Below are 23,219 nucleotides of genomic sequence, written 5' to 3'. Positions count from 1 at the left end.
CTCCATCAAGTGAAAGTGGGGGCGGGTTCCCGGCTCACGATCGCGCGCGGTGGGCGACCTCCGCCGGGTCCGGGGGCGTGGTCGGGTAGACGTCGGCATCGAAGAACCGGGCGAAAGGCAGGGTCGCCAGCGTCTCCGCGACCTGCCGCTCATCGGCGGCGATGACCTCGATGAACGTCGCCCGCCGGGTGGGGGAGACGTAGTGGGCGCCGATCCGCCCGGCCGAGCGCAGCACCGCCAGCTGCTTCTGCTCGTCCTCTCGGAGCGCGGCGAACTCCGTGAAGTCCGTGTCGTCGCGGAGGGTCGCGAACACCATGAACGTGGGTGCCGCGGCGGTGTTCTGGGTCGGTGACATGGAAGCCCTTTCGCAGTGATGTCAGCTGATGACATCACTGTACACGCTGATGTCATCGACTGACATCACTGCGCGAACCCTGACCGCAGCCGGCTGATCCTCGTGCTCGCCGACGGCCCCGGGAAGCGGTTACCGGGCCGCCGTGCCGGGGCCGGGGAACCGCGACAGCACCTCGCACAACGCGGCCAGCGCACCCGGCCACGCGCTGTCCGACGGGGTCGCGTACCCGACGACCAGCCCGTCGCCACGCGGCTCCCCGGTCGACGGGTGCGCGAAGTCGCCGAGGCCGTCCACCGCCAAGCCCGCCTTCGCCGCCGCCGCGATCACCTGCGGCTCGGTGCCCGGTGGGAGGTCCAGCACCGCGTGCAGGCCCGCCGCGATGCCCGACACGCGGATCCCCGGCGCCCGCTCGGCGATCGCCGCCACCAGCTGGTCGCGGCGGCGGCGGTACCGCAGCCGCATCGCCCGGACGTGGCGGTCGTAGTCGCCGGAGGTCAGGAACTCCGCCAGCGTCAGCTGGTCGAACGAACCCGGCGCCCAGTCCACGTGCCCCTTGGCCGCGATCACCTCGCGCGTCAAGGACCGGGGGAGCACCATCCAGCCCAGGCGCAGCCCCGGCGCGAGTGACTTGCTCGCCGTGCCGAAGTACGCGACCCGGTCGGGGTCGAGGCCCTGCAGCGCGCCGACCGGCTGGCGGTCGTAGCGGAACTCGCCGTCGTAGTCGTCCTCGAGCACCAGGCCGCCCGTCGCGCGCGCCCAGTCGACGACGCCGGCCCGGCGGTCCGGGCTCAGTGCGCCGCCGGTCGGGTACTGGTGGGCCGGCGTCAGCAGGACCGCGCCGGCGTCGGCGAGCTCTTCGGTGCGCGTGCCGTGTTCGTCGAGCGGGAGGGCCGGGGTGCGCAGTCCGGCGTCGGTCAGCAGGTCGTAGTACTGCGGGACGCCGTACGCCTCGACCGCGACCGACCGCACGCCGCGGCCGTGCAGCACGGCGCCGATCAGCCGCAGCGCGTGCACGAACCCCGCGCAGACCACGATGCGGTCGGGTGTCGCGTGGACCCCGCGGGCCCGCGCCAGGTAACCGGCGAGAGCGGTGCGCAGTTCGACGCGCCCCCGCGGGTCGCCGTAGCCGAGCGCTTCGTGCGGTGCGGCCGTGAGCGCGCGCCGGGCGGCCGCGAGCCACTGTGCGCGCGGGAAGCTCGCCAGGTCCGGGTTGCCGGGCAGCAAGCTGTACCGGGTGCCGGGCGCGCGGATCGGCGTCGGCCGCGCGAGAGGGACGCGCTCGGAGCCGGCCTTCGGCGCCCGGCCGGGTGCCGCGCGCGGGGCGACGCGGGTGCCCGAGCCCTGCCGGGCGGTGAGCCAGCCTTCCGCGACGAGCTCCGCGTAGGCCTCGGCCACGGTGTTGCGCGCGATCCCCAGGTCGGTGGCCAGGGTCCGCGACGGCGGCAGCCGCGCGCCCGGCTGGAGACGTCCGGTGCGCACGGCTTCGCGCAGCGCGGCCATCAGCGAGTCGCGCAGGCCGTGGCGGCCGCGCAGCCCCACGTGGTCCAGGTGCAGATCGGCGCCGAGACCGCCGGAATTGGCCCGCGTTTCCACCATGGAAGTGGACCATACTCCTGCTCCATTTCGGCCTAGCGTCGAAAGCGTGACCTCCCTCGATGTCCGGGAGTCCCCCGGACCACCCACCATCAGCACGCGCTTCGCCCTCTTGCTGGCTGTCGCCTGCGGGATCGCGGTCGCGAACATCTACTACGCCCAGCCGCTGCTCGAGGAGATCGGGCGCGACCTCGGGGTCGGGGCCGCCGGACTCGGGTTCGTGACGACGGTGACCCAGCTCGGCTACTTCCTCGGCCTGCTCCTGATCGTGCCGCTCGGCGACCTGCTCAACCGGCGGGTGCTCATCCCGGCGGGGTCGGTGGTCGCCGCCGTGGCGCTGGTCGCCGTGGCGGTCTCGCCGGGGCCGGTGACGTTCTTCGTCGCCAGCGGCGTCGTCGGGCTCGCGACCGTCGTGCAGCAGGTGATCATCGCCTACTCGGCGGTGCTGAGCGGTCCCGGCTCCCGAGGCCGGGTCCTCGGCATCGTGACCAGCGGTGTGGTGATCGGCATCCTGCTCGCCCGCACGGTGTCCGGGCTGCTTTCCGACGCGTTCGGCTGGCGCTCGGTGTACGTCGTCTCCGCGCTGCTCATGCTCGGCGTCGCGGTCGTCCTCGGCCTGCGGCTGCCGCCGGAGCGGCCGGACCGGCCGGCCGTGTCCTACCGCCGGCTGATCACGTCGGTGGTCACGCTGACGGCGCACAACCGGGTGTTCCGCGTCCGCAGCCTGATCACGCTGTTCATGTTCGCCGGCTTCGGCGCCCTGTGGGGCTCGATGGCGCTCCCGCTGTCCGCGTCACCGTGGCACCTGTCGACGTCGGAGGTGGGGCTGTTCGGCCTCGTCGGCGCGGCGGGCGCGATCGGAGCGGCCCGGGCGGGCGCGCTGGCCGACCGCGGCCGCGCACAGTGGGTCACCGGCGTCACGCTGACGCTGTTCGCGGTGTCCTGGCTGCCGATCGCGTGGCTGCCGCACTCGCTGATCCCGTTGCTCATCGGGATCGTCGTCATCGACTTCGCCGGGCAGGCCGTGCACGTCACCAACCAGCACCTGATCGTGGGTGTCGACCCGAACTCGAGCAGCCGCCTCATCGGCAGCAACATGGCGTACTACTCCGTCGGGTTCGGCGGCGGTGCCGTCGCGGCGACGGCGATCTACAGCGCGTGGGGCTGGGGCGCGGTCTGCGTCCTCGGCGCCGGGTTCAGCGTGGCGGCCCTGCTGGTCTGGGGCGTCGATCGCATCATCCCCACTGGACAGTCCACATCGGAATGAAGGAGAAAGTGATGAAGGTATTCCTCGCCGGCGCCACGGGCGTGCTGGGGCAGCGGCTGGTCCCGCTCCTGGTCGCGGCCGGGCACGAGGTCGGCGCCATGACCCGTTCGGCCGCCAAGGTCGAGCCGCTGGTCCACCTCGGCGCGGTGGCGATCCTGTGCGACGTCTTCGACCGCGACGAGCTCGTCCAGGCGGTGCGCGACTTCAAGCCGGACGTCGTCCTCAACGAGCTCACCGACCTGCCCGACGACGTCACGAAGATCGGTGACCACGCCGAGCGCAACGCCCGCATCCGCACGGAGGGCAACCACAACCTGATCGAGGCGGCCCGCCGGAGCGGCTCGGCGAAGATCCTGGCCCAGAGCGTCGCCTGGCCGCTGCCCGACGGCCCGGACGCGCGTGCGGTCGCGGATCTCGAGAGCTCGGTCCTGGCCGAGGGTGGTGTCGTCCTGAGCTACGGCCAGTTCTACGGCCCGGGCACGTACAACGAGGGCGAGAAGCCGGCGGAGCCGCGGGTCCACATCGACCGCGCGGCCGAGCTGACGGTCGAGGCCCTCGACGCGCCTTCGGGCGTGGTCACCATCGTCGACTGACGTCCGGGCGGCAGCGGGTGACCACCGGGTCACCCGCTGCCGGGGGATCACTTGGTCAGGAACTCGTCCGGCCGCAGTGCGCGGTCGACGATCCGGACGTCACCGATCCAGCCGTGGAACACGTTGTCGAGCGCGCCGCCGTACTCGTGGCCGCCGAGGAGCCACGTGAGGCCGAGCGACGCGATGCCGACGGAGTCGGTGAAGGGGTTGTCGGCCACCGGGGAGCTTTCGACGTAGACCTTGGTGTGGTGGCCGTCGTTGACGACCGCGAGGTGCCACCACCGGTCCTCGGCCAGGCCGTGGCTCCAGTTGGTGGTCGGGTAGGTCTGGCTGAGCGGGTAGCAGTTGAACTGCACCTCACGACCGTTGTTCGTGGTCATGAGCTGGGCCACCGGCTCCTTCGGGTCGGTGTTCTTGCCGTGCTTGCCCGCGTCGCCGGACGCGCCGCGGCGGACCAGGACGGGCATGTTGCCGTTGTTCCCGCCGTCCCAGTCGCGGGGGATCTTCACGAACGTCTCGATGGTGTAGCCGTGCTTGAACGTCTCGGTGTTCAGCGGCGCGCGCGAGCCCGTGGTCAGGTACGCGCCGTGCAGCGGGTTCTTGCCGCCGGCGAACCGGAGACTGGCGTGGCCCGGCTGGTCGGGGTGGTGGTCATCGGTCCAGATCAGCGCGTCGGGGGCGGTGCCGGCGACGGACTGCAGCGTGAGGTCGTTGCCGTGGCCCGACAGGTCGCGCACCTTCTGACTGGCGGTGACGGGGCTGCCGTTCGCGCCGACGTTGTCGAAGCGCCAGTACGCGAGCGTGCCCGGCACGAGCACCTTCCCGGCCGGGCGCGCCGGGCGGACCGGCACGGGGATGAAGCCGGCGAAGCGCTGTTCGAAGTCGAACGGCGTCGAGAAGCGGTCGACGGACGTGGTGAGCCGCGACTCCAGCACCTCCAGGCGGTTGCGCTTCGCGGGGTCCTTCTCGAGGATCCACGGGGAGATCGTCTCGACGTCGATCGTGTCGCGCTCGAGGTCGAAGTGGTACAGGCGCAGCATGCCGCCGCCGCTCATGTACCGGTTCTGGTAGTTCGTGATGTGCAGGTGCACGTCGTGGCCGGCGGCGTTCTTCTTCGTCATGCGGCCCGAGGGCCAGTAGTGGCCGTTGAGCGTGAGGAAGATCTGGTCGTTGTCCTTGATCAGCGAGTCCCACACGGTCTGGCCGTAGTCGGTGATCTCGGCGTTGTTCTCGGGGTCGCCCGACTCGTACGGGTAGACCTCGTCACCGTAGGTCGGCGCGACGATCTCGTGGCAGGTGAGGATCACCGGCAGCTTCGGGTTCTTCTTGAGCACGTCGTTGGCCCACGCGAAGCCCGCGGCGGACGTGCGCCAATCCATGGCCAACAGCAGCCACTCGCGCCCGGCGGCGCGGAAGACGTGCGCGGTGTTGTAGCCGCTCGCGTCCGAGCCGAGGAACGACTTCTGCCGGCGGAACCGCTGCGGGCCCATGGTCTGCAGGTACGGCGTGGTGCCACGCGTGTCGTCACCGGACACGTCGTGGTTGCCCGCGAGCACGCTGTAGGCGACGCCGGCCGAATCGGCCGTCTTGAACGTCTTGTCCACGGCCTGGAACGACGTGACGTCGGCGTCCTGCGTGAGGTCGCCGAGGTGGGCCAAGAAGACGATGTTGTGGTCCGGTTTGCCGCTGTTCTCGATCACGTACCGCAGCGACGCTTCCTGCGGCTCCGGGTTGATGCTGTTCTGGCTGCCCCAGTAGAGGTACTGGGTGTCCGGCATCACGGCGACGGTGAACTGGAGGCTCTCGCCGTCCGGGTTCCACCTGCCGCTGCCTCTGCTCGCGCTCGTCGCGCTGTCCGCGGTGTCGGCTTCGGCGGGTGCGACGCCGAGCGCACCCAGCGCCGTCGCGCCGACGCCGGCCAGCCCCGCGTTGCGCAGGAAGGACCGTCGGTTCGGGCCCGGCTGGTTTTCGCGCATGGTCTGCCTCATTCGGTTTTCCGGGAGAATCCTTCAGCGACCCGGACGCTATTCCCGCCTGCTTGAGCCGACGCGAACACCAGATGGCCTGCTCACGTCGGATCCGTTACGTCGCGAGCGCTCGAGACGCAGGTCACGGCTCGGTGCCGGGCTGTCATCTCGGTTGACAATTCCTGTCCTGTCAGGTGTGTCGGGTTGTGTCGCGGCCCGAATTGCGGGCGAGAATTGAGACATCCATCCTGTTGCGCGATGCGGGCATTCATGGCCGGTGCGGGCACAGTTGGCGCGAAATCAGTGCCGTGACCTGTGGTGAGTCACCTTCGGTGGTCGAACGAATACGCGACTTCGTCAATGAAGTTGGCCCGTCAGGCTTCCCTGTTGCGCGAACCGGAATTTCGTGTCCTACGCGACAGGTCGATAGCTTCGATTTCATGGAATGGAGCTTCAAGTCAGCCGAAGAACTCATTGAAGCGTTGCGCGCCGGTGCGGTGACGTCGGTGGAACTGACCGACGAGGCGATCGCCCGTATCGAGCGGGACGACAAGGTGGTCAACGCGATCTGCGTGCCGGACTTCGACCGGGCGCGGGCCGCCGCACTCCGGGCCGACCAGGCACGTGCGCGGGGTGAGGACCGGCCGCTGCTCGGCGTTCCGGTGACGGTCAAGGAGTCCTACGACGTCGCCGGGCTGCCCACGACCTGGGGCATGCCGCCGCACCGGGACCACCTGCCGGCCGAGGACGCGGTGCAGGTGTCGCGGGTCAAGGCCGCGGGCGCGGTCGTGCTCGGCAAGACCAATGTGCCCTTGGGGCTGCAAGACATCCAGAGCTTCAACGAGATCTACGGCACCACCACCAACCCCTGGGATCCCGGTCGCACGTCGGGCGGGTCCTCCGGCGGGTCGGCGGCGGCCCTGGCGTCCGGGTTCGGCGCGCTGTCCCTCGGCTCCGACATCGCCGGCTCGCTGCGCACCCCCGCGCATTTCTGCGGCGTCTACGCGCACAAGCCGACGCTCGGACTCGCGGCCAGCCGCGGGATGGTCCCGCCGGGCGAGCCGGCCTTGCCGGTCGACCTCGACCTCGCCGTCGTCGGTCCGATGGCGCGCACCGCCCGCGACCTCACGCTCCTCCTCGACGTCATGGCCGGACCGGACCCGCTGACGCGCGGCGTGGCGCACCGGCTGGCACTGCCGCCCGCCCGCCACGAGCGGCTCCGCGACTTCCGGGTCCTGGTCCTCGACGAGCATCCGTTCATCCCGACCGGGTCCGCCGTGCGGGCGGGCGTGCACCGGGTGGCCGACGCGCTCGTCGACGGCGGCGCCCGCGTCGGACGGCACAGTCCGCTCCTGCCCGATCTGACCGAAGCCGCGACGCTCTACATGCAGTTGCTGATTTCGGGCTCCGTCGCGCGTTTTCCCATGGAGTCGCTCGAGCAGCTGCGGACCCGCATCGCCGGGCTGGGCGCGGACGACCGGAGCCTGGACGCGACGCGGCTGCGCGCCCTGATGTTCAGCCACCGCGACTGGCTCGAAGCGAACAACCGCCGCGAGGCCCACCGCCACGGCTGGCGGCAGCTGTTCGCCGAGTTCGACGCGGTGGTCTGCCCGGTCACGCCGACGCCCGCGTTCCCGCACGACCACCACCCCAATCCGATGGAACGGCGCCTCGACATCGACGGCGTCGGGTACCCGTACTTCGACCAGCTCGTCTGGGCCGGCCTGGCCACCATGCCCGGCCTGCCCGCCACCGCCATCCCCGCGGGCCGGTCCCCCGAGGGGCTGCCGGTCGGGGTGCAGCTCATCGGTCCGATGTTCGAGGACCGCACCCCGCTGCGGCTGGCCGAACTGCTCGAGCAGGAGACCGGCGGCTTCCAGGCGCCCCGGTGAGTGCGTCCCGCCGAGCACCGGTCAGCGGATCGCTCCGTGGGGCAGGACGGCGTGCACTCCCCAGGTCTCGTTGGCGACCTGGGTGATCCGCAGGTCGACGACCGGGCTGGCGAGGGCGAGCGCCGTCGGCTGGTCGACGGCGAAGAGGTGCTGCAGCCACGTCGTCATCGCGGCCAGCGCGTCCGCCATCGCCTGGTTGAGGTCCACGCCGAACCCGAACGTGACCCGGCCTTCCGGCGTCTCGGCGTGGATGCCCGGGAGGACCGGATCCGCCGACAGCGTGATGGTCACCCCGGTCGTCATCGAGCACTCGATCGCCGTCCCGCCGACTTCGCCGTGGCCTTGCGCCGCGTGGCCGTCGCCCAGGTGCAGCAGCGCGCCGGGCACGGTCACCGGCAGGAACAGCGTCGATCCGGCGACCAGGTCCCGGCAGTCGATGTTGCCGCCGCCCGCCGCCCTCGGCGGGATGGTCGAGTGCGGCCCCGGCTCCACCGGCGGAACGCCGATGACACCGAGGAACGGCGCGACGCCGACGGTGTGGCCGAGGTTGCTGGTGGCGGTGTCGCCGTCGATGTCCCACGTCAGCCGCGCGCCCGGGCCGCCGGCCACGCCGAGGGCGCGGTTGAGCGGGGTGTCCTTCACCCCCGCAGTGGTCCAGCCCCAGTCCGCGGGCGTGATCGACGTGAAGCGCACCGCCAGGACCTGGCCCGGCTCGGCGCCGCGCACCTCGATCGGGCCCGTGAGGCAGTGCCCGCGCCGGCCGGGGATCATCGTGGGGCCGTCGACCCGGCGTTCCAGGTACCCCGCGGCGTCCAGCGAACCGACCACGAGGGAATCGCCCGGGTCGATCGTGAGCACCGGCGGGGTGGTCCGGTCGAACACGTCCACTGTGGTCTCGGGCGTCGCCGGGAGCTGGTGTTCGGCCACGTTTCGTCTCCTCGCGTCAGGTGCTTGCGGTCTCAGCGAAGCATGGACCCGGCGGTCGGTTCCAGGCGGACGGTGGACGCGCTCGCGCCGGTCAGTGCCGAGACGGTGTCGACCATGGCCGCACACCGGGGATGCCGGTGGACGGCGGTCAGGACGCGTTCGCGGTCGGCGTCGTCCTCGAACCGCCGAATCCAGACAAAGGTGTCCTCGCCGGCCACGGTGAACGATCCCGTCACGCGCATCCCCCTCTCCTGGTGCAGCGGGATGACCGTTTCGTCCAGGTAGCGGGCCAGCTCGGCGCCGTGGCCGGGGCGGGCGTGCTCGGTGCGGATCTCGTAGAACATCGAGACTCCTTCTTGAGATGGTGGTCAAGACCGGGCGGCGGCGAGGGCGTAGACGTCCGGAGATCCTTCCCACGGCGCGGTGCGCAGCACGGCCCAGTGGTGGATGAGCCAGCGCCCGCCGGTTTTGCGGAGTTTCAGCCGCCAGTAGCCACGCATCGTGCAGTGGTCGACGACGCCGGGGTCGGCGGGGACGTGGTGGTAGGCGACCACGTGCGTGCGGCAGCCGGCCTCGTCGCCGGACCGCTCGACGACGAGGTTCGTCGCGGCGTGGTGGGTGCAGTCGAAGCCCGTCAAGGTCGTGCGGGCCAGCTCGACCAGCTCGGCGGCCGGCACGGTTTTCGGTGGCCTGCCGTGGTAGTGGGTCGACAGGTCCAGCGTCACCTCGTCGGCGAACAGCCGCCGCAGGGCGGTCCAGTCCCGGTCGTCCTGGGCGTGGGCGAGACCGGCGACGACGTCGGCGATCGCCGCCCGCTCGGTCAGTTCTTCCAGCGCGTTCATGATCGGGTCTCCTCGGCGAAGGGGAAAGGCCGGTCGATCAGCGGCAGGATCAGCCGGCTGGGGTGGGCCGGTCCGTGGTGGACGTGGTTGACGGCGACGACCAGGTCGTCCTCACCGTCGGCGGCGATCGTTCCGCCCGTGTTGGTGTTGCGGTCGTAGCGCGGGAAGTTGCTGCTGGAGACCTCGAGCCGGATGCGGTGCCCGGGGAGGAAGACGTTCGCGGTGACGCCCAGGTCGAGGGTGAGTTCGGCGAGGGTTCCCGGTGCCAGGAGCGTGGGTTCGGTGAGCGACTCGCGGTAGCGGACGCGCTGGATGCCCTCGCACAGCAGGATCGCCCGGCCGTCGGGGTGCACGTCGACGAGCTTGCCGGTGAAGTCGGTGTCCGGTGTGGACGAAGACACGTGCAGCACCAGGGTGACGTGGCCGGTGACCTCGACGGGCCGCCCGAGCACGGCGGTCGTGAAGCACAGCACGTCCTCGCGGGTTTCGACCGCGGTCTGGTCGGCCGGCCCGGGGTAGGCGCCGGACGCGGCGGCGAGCACCGTGCCACCCAGGCTCGGAACCGGGTCGCGAGGGTCGTAGCGGAAGGTGTCCGTCGCTTCCGCCGGCGGGGCGTCGCGGGTCAGGACGTCGCCGGTGAGGAAGTAGTCGACGTAACGGGTATCGGGCAACGGCCAGTCCGGCTCGTCACGCCACTGGTCGACGCCCATCACGAAGAGCCGGACCCGGTCTGTGTCGCCGGGGTCCGGCCGGCCGCGGACCCAGCGGTCGAAGAATCGCAGGTGTGCTTCGGTGACGCCGGCGGCCTTGATGCTGCCGGCGAGCCCGAAGGACCGGTCGGGGTAGGTGCCGAGGTCGGTGCCGTCGGGGTGTGACCAGGGCCCGATGAGCAGCCGCTGACCGTCCCGGGCGGCCGCGCTGCCCCCGTGCCGGCGCATCATCGTGTAGGACCGCACGGTTTCGCCGATGAACACGTCGTACCACCCTCCGATGTGGAGGGCCGGGACGGTGATCCGGTCGCCGTGGTCGATCGCGGCGACGTCCTGCCAGAAGCCGTCCCGTTCGGGGTGGCCGAGCACCTCGCCGAGCCAGGGCAGGGAGCGGGTCACCGGGCCGCGGTCGGCGAGCGGCAGCGGTTCGTGCAGCAGCCGCGGATCGGCCAGCCCGGCCAGCAACGCCGCGGCGTCGGCGGGGTCACCGTTGTCGCGGCGCAGGGTGCGCAGGGCCGACAGCGTGCCCCAGGTCAGCACGGCGTCCTGGGACAGCGCGCCACCGGGGGAGCGCCACGGTGCCCCGTACGGGTCGGCGGAGCTCATCACCGGGGCGATCGCCCGCAACGCCGGAACGTCGTGCGGGGCCACTTGCCACTGCGCGAAGCCCATGTAGGAGCCGCCCCACATGCCGACCGCGCCGTCGCACCACGGCTGCGCGGCCAGCCACGTGAGCGTGTCGAGACCGTCCGGGCCTTCGTGGGCGTGCGGCACGAACGTCCCGGGGGAGCGGGACGTGCCGCGGACGTCCTGCGCCACCACTGCGTAACCCGCTTCGACGAGGGCGAACACGTCCGGGAGCTTCGGGTTTCCGTACAGTCCGGCGTCGTCCTTGCCGTACGGCGTGCGGATCAGCAACGCGGAGAACGGTCCCGGCCCGTCCGGCAGCCACACGTTGGTGGCGAGCGCGACGCCGTCGCGCATCGGTACCGGCACGTCCACTTCCACCGTGAACGTCATGCCGGCGCCATCATCCAGTGGCTGAACGCGGCGTAGTGGCGCGCGAACTCCTTCGGCGTGGGCGCGTGTTCCACCGCCGCCGACAGTTCCGCGGCGTGGGCGTAGCGCGGGATCCGATCCTTCTCGTAGGCGGCCAGCGCCGTGGATACGTCGCCGCCCGGGGTGAGCGAGCGGCCGAGCAGCGCGGCGTCCTCGATGCCCAGCGTCGCGCCGGCGGTGATGTGCGGCGACATCGCGTGGGCCGCGTCCCCGGCGAGCACGACGCGCGCGGAAGCCCAGTGGGGCAACGGAGGCACCAGCATGATCCGGTTGTGCAGAATGCTTTCTTCGGGCGTCGCGGCGATCAGTTCGGTGAGGATGCCGGTGCTCTCTTCCAGGTGCGCGGCGCGGTCCAGGGCCTGCTGCTTCCGCGTGCCGGTCAGCTCCGGTGTGCCGAACTGGTTCACCAGCCAGTAGACGCCGCCGTCGTAGGTGCGCACGTACCCGCCGCGGCAGCCGTGGGCACCCAGGATCACCCGGTCCTCGGTCAGCGCCGGACCCGGGTTCGGGAGCACCGCGCGCCAAGCGTGGTGACCGGCGTGCTCCCGCGCCGGAGTTCCCGGCACCAGCTGCTCCCGGACCGCCGAGTACGCGCCGTCCGCCCCGACGAGCACGTCGACGGTTTCCTCGCCGCCGTCGGTGAAGCGGACCGTGACGTGGTCCGCGTGCTCCTCGTACGCGGTGAACCCGGTGGCGAGCTTGATGTTCTCCCGGCCGACGGCGTCGGCGAGCAGATCGGTGAGCTTCGCCCGGTGCACCAACAGGAACCGGTGGTCCTCGACCCCGAACTCCGGAGTCTCGAGCGGCCGCCCGGCGGCGTCGTGGAAGTACATTTCGCCCGGTTTGCCGACGGCCCGCACCTGCTCGCCGACGCCGAGGTCGTCGAAGACCGCCAGCGCGTTGCGCCACAGCCCCAGCCCGGCCCCGGCGGCGCGGATCTCCGGTGCCTGCTCGTAGATCACCACTTCGATACCGGCGCGGCGCAGAGCGAGGCCGCTCGTCAGGCCCACGATCCCGCCGCCGATCACCACAACTCGCATCGGTGCCTCCTTCGTCGTTCGAACCCGACGCTAGGGGCCGACGCCGTTTCACTCCAGTGCAACGTTGGTACGGAGTAATTCCGTCTGTGATAATCGGTGCGTGGACTACGACCTGAGCCTCATCGAGGCGCTGGACGCGTTGCTCACCGAGAGCAGCGTGACGAAGGCGGCGGAGCGCCTGCACACCTCGGCACCGGCGATGAGCCGGACCCTCGCTCGCCTGCGGCGCGCCTTCGACGATCCGCTCCTCGTCCGCGCCGGACGCGATCTCGTGCCGACACCCCGGGCGCTGGAGCTGCGCAGTGAGGTGCACGCCGTCGCCGCCCGGGCCCGGGCGCTGTTCTCCCCGTCGGCCACCGCCGATCCGCGGACCGCGGTGCGCATGTTCGACCTGCAGGTCACCGACATGCTGTCGACGACGTTCATCCCGTCCCTGATCGACGACCTGAGGACGCAGGCGCCGGGGATCTCGCTGCGGCTGCGCCCGGAGAACCTCGAGGACACCCCGGCGCTGCGCGAAGGACTCGTGGACCTGGAGATCGGGACCATCCGCGCGGGTGACCCGGAGATCCACTCGGAAACGCTCGTCACCGAGACGTTGGTCGGCGCGGTGCGGCCGGACCACCCTCTGGCGAAGGTCAAGACCGTCACGCCGAAGCGCTTCGCCGCGGCCGACCACGTCGTCGTGTCGCGGCGGGGCCGGGCGCACGGCCCGATCGACGAGCGGCTCGCCGAGCTGGGCCTGAGCCGGCGGGTGCGCACCGTGGTCCCCAGCTTCGCGACCGCGCTGTACCTGGCCCGCGAAACGGACGTCGTCTGCGTCGCGCCCGCCCGGCTCGGACGCTCGATGCTGGACACGCTCGGGTTGCGGACGTTCCCGATTCCCGTTGCGCTGCCGCCCATCGCGCTCGGGATGGCGTGGCATCCCCGCAACCACCACGACCGCACCCACGAACTGCTGCGCGGGCGCACCCGGCACCTCATGGCCGCCACCGGGGCGGCTCGGCCGGGCGCGCCCGCGTGAGCCGGGCTACCAGCCTTCCGTCAGCACCCGGTCGAGCGCGTCGGCGAAGAAATCGGCCTCGGCGAGGCCGATCCCCAACGGGGGCTTGACCTTCAGCACGCACAGGCGGTCCGAGGTCGGCTGCATGATGACGCCGAGCTCGCGCAGGCGCTCGCAGATGGCCGCCGTCTCCGCCGCGGCCGGCTCGAGCGTTTCGCGGTCGCGCACCAGCTCGACCCCGAGGTAGAGCCCCATGCCGTGGACCGCGCCGATGATCGGGTGGCGACCGGCCAGGTCGAGCAGGCGGCGCCGGAGGTGGGCGCCCACCATCCGGGCGTTCACCTGCAGCCCCTCGTCGCGCAGCACGTCGAGCACCGTCAGCCCGGCCACGCAGCTGACCGGGCTGCCGCCCGCGGACGAGAAGAAGTACCCCTGACTGCGGTAGCCCTCGGCGATGGCCTTCGTCGTGATGACGGCGCCGAGCGGGTGCCCGTTGCCCATCGCCTTGGCCACGGTGACGACGTCCGGCACGACGCCCTGCTGCTCGAATCCCCAGAAGTGGTCCCCGAGCCGGCCGTAGCCCACCTGCACCTCGTCGGCGACGCACAGCCCGCCCGCCTGCCGGACGGCGTCGTAGATCGCGGACAGGTAGCCGTCGGGCAGCGGGATCCCGCCCGCGTTGCCGTAGAACGGCTCGCCCAGGAACGCCGCCGGCGGCCGGCCGCCGGAGACCATGTCCCGCACGTACGCGACGGCGTCCTCGGCGTAGCGCCCGGCTTCGGCCCCGCGGTACCGGCCGCGGTAGGCGTTGGGTGCGTCGAGCGGGTGCACCCAGGCGGGCCGGGTTGCGAGGGCGTTCGGGTTGTCGGCGACCGACGTCGAGACGGCGTCCGTCGCGTCGGACCAGCCGTGGTAGGCCTCCCGCACGGTCAGGACGTCCCGGCGGCCGGTGTTCGCCCAGGCCAGGCGCAGCGCCAGGTCGACGGCTTCGGTGCCGCTGTTGACCAGGAACACGGTGTCGAGCGGCTCGGGCAGCAGCGCGGCGAGGCGTTCGGAGAACTCGACGACGGCGCGGTAGTGGAAGCGCGAGTTGGTGTTGAGCAGCCGCCACTGCCGCTCGATCGCGTCGGCCAGACGGGGGTGCCCGTGCCCGAGGATCGCCACGTTGTTGACCATGTCCACATAGGACCGGCCGCCGACGTCGACCAGGTGGTGGCGCCAGCCGCGCTCGATCTGCGGCGGTTCGGCGAAGTAGTGCTCCTGCACCGGGGCGAACGCGGCTTCCCGCCGGGCCAGCAGCGGGGAATCGATCTCCTCGGACGGTCCACCGGGGACGATCAGGGGGGTCGGGTCCGGGCACACCCGTGTCCACGCGCCGGCCATCGACGCCGTGACGAAGAACGGCGGGCGGCTCGCGAGCCGGGTGATTTGGACGCGCACCGACGCCGGCGTGCCGTCGCCGGCGAGCCGGCCGATCAGGTCACCGGTCGCCAGGTCGTCGCCGGCCACCGCGCCCCGCAGCGCCCCGGTCAGCCACAGGGTTTCGCCGTCGCCGCGCAGCGCCACGGCGTCGTCGTGGACCTCGACGGTGCCGGGCCAGGGCGCGCGCAGCTCCAGCGGGTCGGCGGTGAACAGCTCCACGCCCAGCCCGGTGGTCGCCGGCGCGACCGCGGCGCCGAGCCGGGTGCGGGTCAGCCGTGGCTGGCGGAACGGGACGTAGGCGAGGCTCGCGTGCTCCAGCGCCGCCCCGGCCAGCCGCACTTCCGCGTCGTCCTCGAGGAACGTCCCGCCGTGCAGGCCCGGGCTGGTCGGTGAGAGGTCGAGCCGCGCGGCGGCGCGTTCGGCGACGATCCGCTGTCCCGTGCCGGCGACGAGCGTGGTGGCCGGGCGGAGCGCCGAGCGGACGAGCTCGGTCCCGACCTCGATCGGCACAGCCGTGGCCACCTCGAAGATCCGCCACTCGTGGTCGAGGTTGCCGGCGGCGTACCGGTTGTCCCGGTCGACGCTCGCCTGGTGGCGGCCGCTGACCATGAGCGACGCCGCGCGCAGCACGACGAGCGGCCACAACGCGGCCAGCTCGTCGTCCGCGATGGGCCGGACCCGGTCGAACGCGCGGATCGCGGGCAGGACGGCCGGCAGGTCGTCGCCGGCGTAGGCCAGCAGCGACGAGCAGGTCACCGCCAGCTCCGCGATCGCCCAGCTCCGTGCCAGGTCCCCGAAGTCGATGACGCCGGCGGGGTGCCGCCGCCCGTCGTCGCGGAGCTCGGCGATGACGTTGTCCGCGGTGAGGTCGCCGTGGACGGCCTGGAGCGGGAGCCGGCCGGCGAAGGGAACCAGCGCTTCGGCGGCGGCGTCCGCGGCCTCGCGCACGGCCGCCGGGGCCGGCGCGAACTCCGCGAGCCGCAGGACGACGTCGTGCGCGTGGCGCAGGTCCCACTGGAGCTCGCGTGGCGGCAGCGGACCGTCGAACGTCGCGAGCGCGCCGGAGACGCGGCCCGCCAGTTCGCCGAGCTCGGCCACGACCGGCGGCGCCAGGTACCGCGCGGCGCTGAGGGAGTCGCCGTCGAGGTAGGTCACGAGCCGGGCCACCGTGGCCGGCCCGGTGACCGGCTGGATCGTCCGGCCGTCGAGGCCCGGCACCGCCACCGGGACGCGCACCCCCGAGCACCGCGCGACGTGCGCGGCCGCCCGGTCCTGCGCGTCGAGGTCGGCCGCCGTGAACGCCGGGTTGGACACCTTCAGCACGTAGGTTCCCGACGGCGTGCCGATCTTGAAGTTGGCGTCCTGCTGGCTGCCCAGCTCTTCGGCGACGCCGTCGAGGCCGTAGCGCTCGCGGACCAGCGCCTCGGCGTCGGCCGCGGCGAGCGCCGGCGCGGCCAGCGCATCCTGCTCGGCGAAGTGGAAGGTGCTCATGCGCGCTCCTCGGCGATCGAGTTGCCCCCGTCGACGACGAGGCACTGCCCCGTGACGTAGGACGAAGAAGGTGTGCACAGGTAGGCGATCAGGCTCGCGACCTCGGCCGCGGTTCCGCTGCGGCCCATCGGGGTGCGCAGGCCCTGGGCGTGCTCGTGGCCGGTCTGCGAGCCGGTCGCGATCCAGCCGGGGGCCACGGCGTTGACCGTGACCCCCGAGGCCGCGGCCTCCAGCGCCAGCCCGCGGACCAGGCCGACGACACCGGCTTTGGCGGCGCCGTAGGCGATTTCGCCGCGGATGGCCGTCACCGGCCCGGTCAGGCTGGCCACCAGGACGAGGCGGCCGGCGCCGGCCGCCACGAGGGCGGGCAGCGCGGCCCGGGCCACCAGGAAGGCGGCGTCGAGGTCGCGCGCCAAGCTCGCGCGCCACACCGCGAACGACAGGTCGGCGGCCCGGGAGGGGCCGGGTGCCGGGTCCACCACCGAGGTCATGCCCGCGCAGTGGACCGCGATGTCGGCGTGGCCGAACCGCGAAACCGCCGTCGCGACCAGCTCTTCGGCCGTTTCCGGCCGGGTGAGGTCGCCGGCGACGCCGACCGTGCCGGCGGGCAGCTCCGCCACCCGGTCGTGCACGCGCTCGCTCCGCGACGACACGACCAGCGAGGCGCCGAGCGCGCCCAGCGTCTTCGCGGCCGCGAAGCCGATGCCGCGGGGGCTGCCGACCCCGGTCACCACGGCGACCTTGCCGGTGAGGGCGAAGGGGTGCTCACCAGGCACGGCCGAGCACCTCGTCCAGCACCGACGCGAAGAGGTCCGCGTCGGCGGCCGTGAACGTCAGCGGCGGCTTGAGCTTGAGGACGTTCCCCGCGCGGCCGGTCGGGTGCACGAGCACGCCCTCGTCCTTCATGAGCTCGCTGACGTGCAACGCTTCCGCCGCCGCGGGTTCCTTCGCGAGCCGGTCCCGGACGAGCTCGACGCCGAGGTACATCCCGTGCCCGCGGACGTCGCCGATCAGCTCGTGGCGCCCGGCGAGCTCGTCGAGGAGCGTCTTGAAGTACCGGCCGGTCTTCGCCGCGTGCTCCTGCAGGCCGCGCTCGGCGATCTCGTCGAGCACCGCGGTGCCGATCGCGCACGACACCGGGTTGCCGCCGAAGGTGTTGAAGTACCGCATTCCCGTGTCGAACTCGTCCGCGATCTCCCGGGTCGTCACGACCGCGGCCATCGGGTGCCCGTTGCCGATCGGCTTGCCCATCGTGACGATGTCCGGCACGACGCCCTGGCTTTCGAAGCCCCAGAAGACGTCGCCGAAGCGGCCGAACCCGACCTGGACCTCGTCGGCGACGCAGAGGCCGCCCGCAGCCCGCACCGCCGCGAACGCCGCGGCGAGGTAGCCGTCCGGGTGGAAGACGCTGCCGGCCGTGCCCAGCGCCGACTCCACGATGAAGGCGGCGGGCGGGGTCCCCGCGGCGGCGAGCCGGTCGGCCTGGCGCCGGACGTCGGCGGCGTAGGCGCGTCCCGCTTCGGGGTCTCCGTAGCCGTGGCGGCCGCGGTAGCGATCGGGCAGTTCGACCTCGTGGGTCGTCGGGTCCGGCCCCGCGCCGCCCGGGCCCTTGTAGCGGTTCGGGCTCAGGCCGGTGAGCACGGCCGTGTTGCCGTGATAGGCGCCGTCGACCACCAGGACGTCCCGCCGCCCGGTGACCTGGCGAGCCATCCGGATCGCCAGGTCGTTGGCCTCGCTGCCGCTGCAGACGAGGAACGCGACTTCCAGGGGCGCCGGCAGCGTCGCGGTGAGCCGCTCGGCGTACTCGGCGATCCCGGGGTAGAGGAACCGGCTGTTGGTGTTCAGCTTCCGCAGCTGCGCCGTGGCCGCGGCCACCACCCGCGGGTTGGCGTGCCCGACGTGGCTGACGTTGTTGATCGCGTCGAGGTAGGCCCGGCCCCGGTCGTCGTAGAGCCACGTGCCTTCGCCGGCGACGAGGGTCATCGGCCGCCGGAAGTAGGACCGCTGTGACCGCGCGAAGTGGACGTTGCGGGCGGCCAGGACCCGCACGGTGTCCCAGGGGCGGCCGGTCCGGGGCAGGCCGAGGAAGCCCGCGGGATCCGGGGACACCGACGCCCACGCGGCCGCCTGGGACGCCACGACCGACTCCGGTGCCAGCAGCGCCGTCTCCCGCGACCGGAAGACGGCGACGCCGACCGCGTCGCCCCGGCCCAGGGCGTCGCCGGCCACGATCGGGTCGCCGTCGTGGTGCGGGGTGGTGACGCCGGTCCAGCGTGACCACGCCGGTTCCGGGCTCGCGTGCCGCAGCAGCAGCGGTTCCGTGCTTTCGACCACCGCGTCGAGCGGGGCCAGGACCGTGAACGGCTCCGGCGCCTCGATGGTGACCCCGAGCCGGAGCGTCGCCGGCTCGCCGTTCACGGTCGTCCGGCGGACCGGTTCGCGGGGTTCGAGGTGCCCGCCGATGCTCGTCCCGGCGGGCACGGCGCTGTGGGTGCCGGGCAGGTCCGCCGGGACCAGGGACCGGCCGGCCGCCTCGCGGACCACCGCCTCGGCCAGGTCCGGGGGGATCGCCGCGAGGGCGGCGATCGCCGGCCCGGTGTGCCGCGTCCGCTCGTCCCCGTAGCCGGTGGCGCGCCGGGCCCAGGTGACGGCGTTGACGCACAGCCGGGCCGCCGCGAACGGGACCAGCACCGCCAGCTCGGCGTCGTCCAGGGGTTGCTCGGTGACGTACCCGCGCACGACGGCCGCGGCCGCGGCCAGGGGATCGGCCTTGCGCAGCATCGCGTAGGCGACGGCGACCGCCAGTTCGCCGACGCGGGCGGTGGCCAGCGCGTCGCCGAAGTCGAGCACCGCGTGGACGTGGTGGCGACCGTCGGCACCCCGCCGGGTCAGGACGTTGAAGTCGTTGAGGTCCTGGTGCACCACCGACCGCGGCAACGCCGGACCGTGCCGCTCCAGGGCCTGCGAGTACCGGGAGAGCAGGCATCCGACGTCGCCGGTGCCTTCGCCGGCCACCGCTTCGGTCGCCCGGAGCACGTCCCAGTGGCCCGGGGCCGGTTCCGGCGGCGACGGCGCACTCGCGAGGGCACGCACCATCCGGGCGGCCGTCACCCCCAGCTCCGCCAGCAGGTCCGGCGCGTGATTGTCCAGTTCGGACAGTGCCGCGCCGTCCAGCCACGACTGCACGGTGACCGCGTGGCCGCCGAGGACCACGACCAGCTCCCCGTCGAGGGCCGGGCGGACCTCCGGCACCCGGACGCCGGCCGTGCCGGCGAGCCGCATCAGCTCGTGCTGCCACCGGATGCGCGCGACGTCCGTCTTCGACACCTTCACGACGACCCGGGAACCGTCGTCCAGCAGGACGGCGGAGGTCCGGTCGAGCTCGCCCGCCAGCGCCGAGACGTCGATGCCGTGCAGGCCGTAGTGGTCTTTCAGCAGGGTCAGGACGTTCACCGGGTGACCTCGGGGTGGTCGATGCGCTCGTGCAGCTTGAGGTTGGCGAAGAACGCCACGACGACCGTCGCGAGGAGGACGGCCACCGCCGTGAAGAGCGCGCCGGTGGCCGGGGGCTCGGCCGCCCCGCCGGCCTGCTCGCGCGCGGAGCCGTTGAGGAAGGGCACCACCGCGAGCACCGCGATGCCGAGCACGGCTTCGAGCGTCACGATCCGCGGGAAGTGCCCGACCGCGACGGCGAACACCGAACGCGTGTCACCGGCGGCCCGCAGCCGCGCGATGCGGGGGAGCAGCACGAACTCGTTGACCGCGCCGCACCCGATCAGGATGGCCACGAGGGAGACCTTGAGCAGCAGGAACCGGCCGTACGGCGTTTCCCAGAGCTGGGCGGGCGAGCCGACCGACTTCCAGCCGAGCCAGAGCCCCGAGACGATCACGACGCCGACGCAGACCTCGGCGACGACGCTGAAGCGCCGCCAGATCCGGCCCCACACGAGGCCCGCCGCTTCCCCGAGCCGCGAGCGCGCCCCGGCCAGCACGACCAGCGCCACGATGCCGCCGACCCACGTGCAGGCCGCGATCGGGTGGGCGTAGCTCAGCACGGTCATCGTCCACGTGTCGGCGGTCTGCCCGTCGAGCGTGCCGGGGACGGCCGTGACGAGCTGGGCGACGACCAGCAGGGGATAGGTGATCGCGGCGATCGTCCCGGTGTGCACCCGCAGCGACGTCTTGAACAGCGGGATGGGCAGGAGCGCCGAGATCGCGAACAGCACGTAGGTCAGGAGCACCAGGAACCCGGGGGAGACCCAGGGGTCGCCCTTGCCGGGCGCGGTCAGGTAGGCCCAGATCGACGCGGGTTCGAGCCCCTCGCCGAAGGACATCCCGTCCGTCGCCCGGGCGGCCTTGCCGGCGAGCTGCGGGTAGAGGACGGCCAGCAGGAGAACGCCGGACCACGCCATCACCAGCGCGGACCGTCTAGTGAGGACAGTGCGGTCGGCGGGGTCGGCGTCGCGCAAGGCGGGGCGGACCGCCGTCCAGTGCACGAGCGTCGAGCCCATGACGGCGGCGAGCCCGGCGAAGTAGCCGAACTTCGTGAGGAGGCGCCACAGCGGCGGGACGACGTCGGTGTCGACGGCCGCGGCCAGGATCGTGCTCATGCCGGTCCTTCCTTGTCACGCCGGGCCTTGATCAGTTCGGCGAAGAACTCCTGGACCGCCGGCAGCACCGGCGAGCCGCGGTGCGCGACGCCCGGCACCAGCTCGAACCGGACGTCGATGCCGTGGTCCAGGAAGTCCCGTTCGAGGGTCCGCAGCCGTTCGACGCGGGTGGCGCCGGTCAGCTCGGCGCCGTCCATCCAGTTGGGCTCGCCCCGGTTGGTGATCTCCCAGGTCTCCACGTCCTGGTCGCCGACCACCATCAGCACCGGCACGCGGCGCAGCGCCTCGACGTCGACCGCCCGCCCGAACCGCTGCTCGAAGTCCTTCGTGCCGAGCCACCACGGCTGCGTGTCGTCGAGCCGGGTGATCCGCCCGGGCGCGCCGATCGACACGCCGGCCAGCCGGTCCGGGTGCAGGTAGAAGAAGCGGTGCGCGAACTGGCCGCCGCCGGAGAAGCCGTGGAGGTAGAAGCGTTCGGGGTCGATCGGGTAGCGCTGCGCGACCTCCTCGACCATCGCCAGCAGCGCGTGGTCGTAGCGGATGCCCTGGTACTCCAGGAACTTGTAGTTGTGCAGGTCGGCGGGGTCGATGAGGCCGGCCGGGAAGAGCGGGGCGAGCACGACGACGCCGTGCTCGTCGGCGAAGGGCTGGAGCCGGTCGCGGTAGATGAGGAAGTTCCGCTCGGTCCCGTGCATGACGACGACCAGCGGCGTCCGGGGACCGAGGTTTTCGGGCACGTGCAGGCAGTAGCTGAGGCGCTGGTCGAACCGCGAAGCGAACACGGGAGTCTTGCCCCGGCTCCAGTACGCGGTGGTGGGGGATTCGTCGGGGGTCATGCGAGCGAGCTCCTCTGCTCGAAAAGTTCCCTCAGCTCGGCGACCCGCTCGGGGTGCCAGTCGGGGCCGGGAGCGGACGACAGCAGCATTTCGGTGTAGGGGTTCTGAGGCCGGCGCAGCACTTCGGCGGTGCTGCCCTGCTCGACGGATTCGCCGCGGTACATCACGAGGATCCGGTCGGTCACCTCGGCGACGACGGCCAGGTCGTGGCTGACGAAGACCAGGCTCACGCCCGACTCGTGCCGGATCTCGTTGAGCAGGGCCAGGATCTGCGCCTGCACCGAGACGTCGAGGGCCGACACGGCCTCGTCGAGCACCAGCACGGCCGGGTCGACGGCCAGCGCCTTGGCGATGGCGACCCGCTGGCGCTGACCCCCGCTCAGCTGGTGGGGCCGCGACGCCGCCTTGGCTTCGCCGAGCCCGACGCGGTCCAGCAACGTCCGGACACGGGCCGCCGCCGCTGCTGCGTCCAGGCCGGGCTGGTGCCGGCGAAGGACGTCACGCAGGGCGTCTTCGACCGTGAGCCGGCGGTCCAGCGAACCGTACGGGTCCTGGAACACCATCTGCGCTTCCCGCGCCCGCGCGAGCCGGGCCTGGCGGCCGCGCGGTTTCCACTGCCGGTCCCGGCCGTCGATCGTGACCGTGCCGGCGTCGGGCAGCGCGAGGCCGACGATCATCCGGGCCAGCGTGGTCTTGCCCGAGCCCGATTCGCCGACCAGCCCGAGCGAGCCGCCTTTCGGCAGCCGGAAGCCGATGTCCCGGGCCGCCGCGACCGACGCGCTGCCCCCGCGGGCGGGGAAGGTCTTGGTGAGGCCGTGCACCACGAGTGCGTCAGGCATGCCCGTGCTCCCGTTCCGGCAGGCGCGGGGTCGCGTCGGCCAATGCCTTCGTGTAGGGGTTGGCGGGATCGACGAAGACCGTCTTGCCCGGTTGTTCGTCGACGATCAGGCCGTCCTTCATGACGTAGACGCGGTCGCAGAACGCGCCGGCGAGCAGCAGGTCGTGCGTGATGAACAGGACCGCCAGCTCCCGTTCGCGCCGAAGCCGGCGCAGCAGGGCCAGCACCTCCGCCTGGGTCGTGACGTCCAATGCGCTGGTGGCTTCGTCCGCCAGCAGCACCTTCGGGTCGGTGCTGAGCGCGGCCGCGATGACGACGCGCTGCAGCATCCCGCCGGAGAGCTGGTGCGGGTACCGCCGCAGCAGGCTCTCCGGGTCGCGGAGGCCGACTTCGGCCATCAGGCCGACGAGCCGCCGGGTGGCTTCGGCCTTGGGCACGCCGTGGACGTGCACGAGGCGTTCGGTCGCCGAGTCGCCGATCCGCCGGACCGGGTTGAGCGCCGAGCGCGGGTCCTGGAAGATCATCGCCGCGTGCTCGGTGCGGATGGCGCGCACGCCTTCCGGGTCACCGGGCGAGACGCCGCAGACGGAGATCGTCCCGGCCGTCTCCGCCCCTTCGGGCACCAGCCGCAGCACCGCCCGCGCGGTGGTCGACTTGCCGGAGCCGGACTCGCCGACCAGGCCGACGGTTTCGCCGGCGCCGACGTCGAGGGATACCCCGCGCAGGATCCGGTGCCCCGGCACGGAAAGCGTCAGGTCGTGGATCTCGAGCACG

General features: G+C 72.6%; 19 protein-coding genes. 4 read left to right on the top strand and 15 right to left on the bottom strand.

The window, feature by feature from the left end; all coding sequences use genetic code 11:
- Positions 1-34 precede the first annotated feature (34 nt).
- A complete protein-coding gene (locus tag AB0C38_RS24570; RefSeq protein ID WP_360677280.1) occupies positions 35-355 on the bottom strand; it encodes a hypothetical protein in 321 nt (106 codons plus the stop codon).
- 129 nt (positions 356-484) lie between these two features.
- Complete coding sequence (locus tag AB0C38_RS24565; protein ID WP_360677278.1) at positions 485-1,951, bottom strand: PLP-dependent aminotransferase family protein; 1,467 nt, start codon at positions 1,949-1,951, stop codon at positions 485-487.
- 46 nt (positions 1,952-1,997) lie between these two features.
- On the opposite strand from AB0C38_RS24565, the gene AB0C38_RS24560 reads away from it, so the two are divergent.
- Positions 1,998-3,215 (top strand): MFS transporter, encoded by a 1,218-nt coding sequence (locus tag AB0C38_RS24560; protein WP_360677276.1) that lies wholly within the window; start codon positions 1,998-2,000, stop codon positions 3,213-3,215.
- Between the two features lie 11 nt (positions 3,216-3,226).
- Positions 3,227-3,808 (top strand): NAD(P)H-binding protein, encoded by a 582-nt coding sequence (locus tag AB0C38_RS24555; RefSeq protein WP_360677274.1) that lies wholly within the window; start codon positions 3,227-3,229, stop codon positions 3,806-3,808.
- A gap of 47 nt (positions 3,809-3,855) precedes the next feature.
- Here the strand turns inward: AB0C38_RS24555 and AB0C38_RS24550 are convergent, their stop codons facing one another.
- Positions 3,856-5,784, bottom strand: coding sequence for a LamG-like jellyroll fold domain-containing protein (locus AB0C38_RS24550; RefSeq protein WP_360677272.1), 1,929 nt, complete (start codon positions 5,782-5,784; stop codon positions 3,856-3,858).
- 431 nt (positions 5,785-6,215) lie between these two features.
- Here AB0C38_RS24550 and AB0C38_RS24545 point away from each other — a divergent pair, with 431 nt between their 5' ends.
- Entirely contained in the window at positions 6,216-7,667 is a 1,452-nt protein-coding gene (locus AB0C38_RS24545; RefSeq protein ID WP_360677270.1) for an amidase, read from the top strand.
- A gap of 21 nt (positions 7,668-7,688) precedes the next feature.
- Here the strand turns inward: AB0C38_RS24545 and AB0C38_RS24540 are convergent, their stop codons facing one another.
- The 5 genes from AB0C38_RS24540 to AB0C38_RS24520 are packed head-to-tail and all read right to left on the bottom strand — an operon-like array spanning position 7,689 to position 12,245.
- Positions 7,689-8,594 (bottom strand): acetamidase/formamidase family protein, encoded by a 906-nt coding sequence (locus AB0C38_RS24540; protein WP_360677268.1) that lies wholly within the window; start codon positions 8,592-8,594, stop codon positions 7,689-7,691.
- A gap of 32 nt (positions 8,595-8,626) precedes the next feature.
- Entirely contained in the window at positions 8,627-8,938 is a 312-nt protein-coding gene (locus AB0C38_RS24535) for an NIPSNAP family protein (RefSeq protein ID WP_360677266.1), read from the bottom strand.
- Positions 8,939-8,962: 24 nt separating this feature from the next.
- A complete protein-coding gene (locus AB0C38_RS24530) occupies positions 8,963-9,436 on the bottom strand; it encodes a nuclear transport factor 2 family protein (RefSeq protein ID WP_360677264.1) in 474 nt (157 codons plus the stop codon).
- Positions 9,433-11,166 (bottom strand): CocE/NonD family hydrolase, encoded by a 1,734-nt coding sequence (locus AB0C38_RS24525; RefSeq protein WP_360677262.1) that lies wholly within the window; start codon positions 11,164-11,166, stop codon positions 9,433-9,435. Before AB0C38_RS24525 ends, AB0C38_RS24530 begins: the two co-directional genes overlap by 4 nt.
- A complete protein-coding gene (locus tag AB0C38_RS24520; RefSeq protein ID WP_360677260.1) occupies positions 11,163-12,245 on the bottom strand; it encodes an FAD-dependent oxidoreductase in 1,083 nt (360 codons plus the stop codon). Before AB0C38_RS24520 ends, AB0C38_RS24525 begins: the two co-directional genes overlap by 4 nt.
- 100 nt (positions 12,246-12,345) lie before the next feature.
- Between AB0C38_RS24520 and AB0C38_RS24515 the strand changes: the two genes are divergently transcribed.
- On the top strand, positions 12,346-13,269 hold the full coding sequence (locus tag AB0C38_RS24515) for a LysR family transcriptional regulator (protein ID WP_360677258.1): 924 nt from the start codon (positions 12,346-12,348) through the stop codon (positions 13,267-13,269).
- A gap of 6 nt (positions 13,270-13,275) precedes the next feature.
- Here AB0C38_RS24515 and AB0C38_RS24510 read toward each other — a convergent pair whose 3' ends face one another.
- From AB0C38_RS24510 to AB0C38_RS24480, 7 genes are read right to left on the bottom strand one after another with little or no spacing between them, the layout of a single operon-like run.
- Positions 13,276-16,161 carry an aminotransferase gene (locus AB0C38_RS24510; protein ID WP_360677256.1) on the bottom strand — a complete coding sequence of 962 codons (2,886 nt, stop codon included), beginning with the start codon at positions 16,159-16,161 and terminating at the stop codon, positions 13,276-13,278.
- A complete protein-coding gene (locus tag AB0C38_RS24505) occupies positions 16,158-16,937 on the bottom strand; it encodes an SDR family NAD(P)-dependent oxidoreductase (RefSeq protein ID WP_360677254.1) in 780 nt (259 codons plus the stop codon). Before AB0C38_RS24505 ends, AB0C38_RS24510 begins: the two co-directional genes overlap by 4 nt.
- Positions 16,927-19,614: an aminotransferase class III-fold pyridoxal phosphate-dependent enzyme gene (locus AB0C38_RS24500; protein WP_360677252.1), complete on the bottom strand. Its 2,688-nt coding sequence runs from the start codon at positions 19,612-19,614 to the stop codon at positions 16,927-16,929. Before AB0C38_RS24500 ends, AB0C38_RS24505 begins: the two co-directional genes overlap by 11 nt.
- Positions 19,611-20,771, bottom strand: a complete 1,161-nt coding sequence (locus tag AB0C38_RS24495) for a DUF4149 domain-containing protein (RefSeq protein WP_360677250.1) — start codon at positions 20,769-20,771, stop codon at positions 19,611-19,613. Before AB0C38_RS24495 ends, AB0C38_RS24500 begins: the two co-directional genes overlap by 4 nt.
- Complete coding sequence (locus tag AB0C38_RS24490; RefSeq protein ID WP_360677248.1) at positions 20,768-21,607, bottom strand: PHB depolymerase family esterase; 840 nt, start codon at positions 21,605-21,607, stop codon at positions 20,768-20,770. The genes AB0C38_RS24495 and AB0C38_RS24490 overlap by 4 nt, the downstream gene beginning before the upstream one ends.
- Positions 21,604-22,446 (bottom strand): ATP-binding cassette domain-containing protein, encoded by an 843-nt coding sequence (locus AB0C38_RS24485; protein WP_360677246.1) that lies wholly within the window; start codon positions 22,444-22,446, stop codon positions 21,604-21,606. Before AB0C38_RS24485 ends, AB0C38_RS24490 begins: the two co-directional genes overlap by 4 nt.
- Positions 22,439-23,218, bottom strand: coding sequence for an ABC transporter ATP-binding protein (locus AB0C38_RS24480; RefSeq protein WP_360677244.1), 780 nt, complete (start codon positions 23,216-23,218; stop codon positions 22,439-22,441). Before AB0C38_RS24480 ends, AB0C38_RS24485 begins: the two co-directional genes overlap by 8 nt.
- Position 23,219: the final 1 nt, after the last annotated feature.

The organism is Amycolatopsis sp. NPDC048633, from assembly GCF_040650695.1.
Taxonomy (GTDB): Bacteria; Actinomycetota; Actinomycetes; order Mycobacteriales; family Pseudonocardiaceae; genus Amycolatopsis.
Note: the sequence above shows the minus strand (reverse complement) of the source record. Positions and strands in the feature narration are given on the sequence as shown.

Coding starts and splice junctions, on each gene's coding strand:
- AB0C38_RS24570 (WP_360677280.1), bottom strand. CDS start 355: ATGTCACCGACCCAGAACACCGCCGCGGCACCCACGTTCATGGTGTTC.
- AB0C38_RS24565 (WP_360677278.1), bottom strand. CDS start 1,951: ATGGTGGAAACGCGGGCCAATTCCGGCGGTCTCGGCGCCGATCTGCAC.
- AB0C38_RS24555 (WP_360677274.1), top strand. CDS start 3,227: ATGAAGGTATTCCTCGCCGGCGCCACGGGCGTGCTGGGGCAGCGGCTG.
- AB0C38_RS24550 (WP_360677272.1), bottom strand. CDS start 5,784: ATGCGCGAAAACCAGCCGGGCCCGAACCGACGGTCCTTCCTGCGCAAC.
- AB0C38_RS24545 (WP_360677270.1), top strand. CDS start 6,216: ATGGAATGGAGCTTCAAGTCAGCCGAAGAACTCATTGAAGCGTTGCGC.
- AB0C38_RS24535 (WP_360677266.1), bottom strand. CDS start 8,938: ATGTTCTACGAGATCCGCACCGAGCACGCCCGCCCCGGCCACGGCGCC.
- AB0C38_RS24530 (WP_360677264.1), bottom strand. CDS start 9,436: ATGAACGCGCTGGAAGAACTGACCGAGCGGGCGGCGATCGCCGACGTC.
- AB0C38_RS24525 (WP_360677262.1), bottom strand. CDS start 11,166: ATGACGTTCACGGTGGAAGTGGACGTGCCGGTACCGATGCGCGACGGC.
- AB0C38_RS24520 (WP_360677260.1), bottom strand. CDS start 12,245: ATGCGAGTTGTGGTGATCGGCGGCGGGATCGTGGGCCTGACGAGCGGC.
- AB0C38_RS24510 (WP_360677256.1), bottom strand. CDS start 16,161: ATGAGCACCTTCCACTTCGCCGAGCAGGATGCGCTGGCCGCGCCGGCG.
- AB0C38_RS24495 (WP_360677250.1), bottom strand. CDS start 20,771: ATGAGCACGATCCTGGCCGCGGCCGTCGACACCGACGTCGTCCCGCCG.
- AB0C38_RS24490 (WP_360677248.1), bottom strand. CDS start 21,607: ATGACCCCCGACGAATCCCCCACCACCGCGTACTGGAGCCGGGGCAAG.
- AB0C38_RS24485 (WP_360677246.1), bottom strand. CDS start 22,446: ATGCCTGACGCACTCGTGGTGCACGGCCTCACCAAGACCTTCCCCGCC.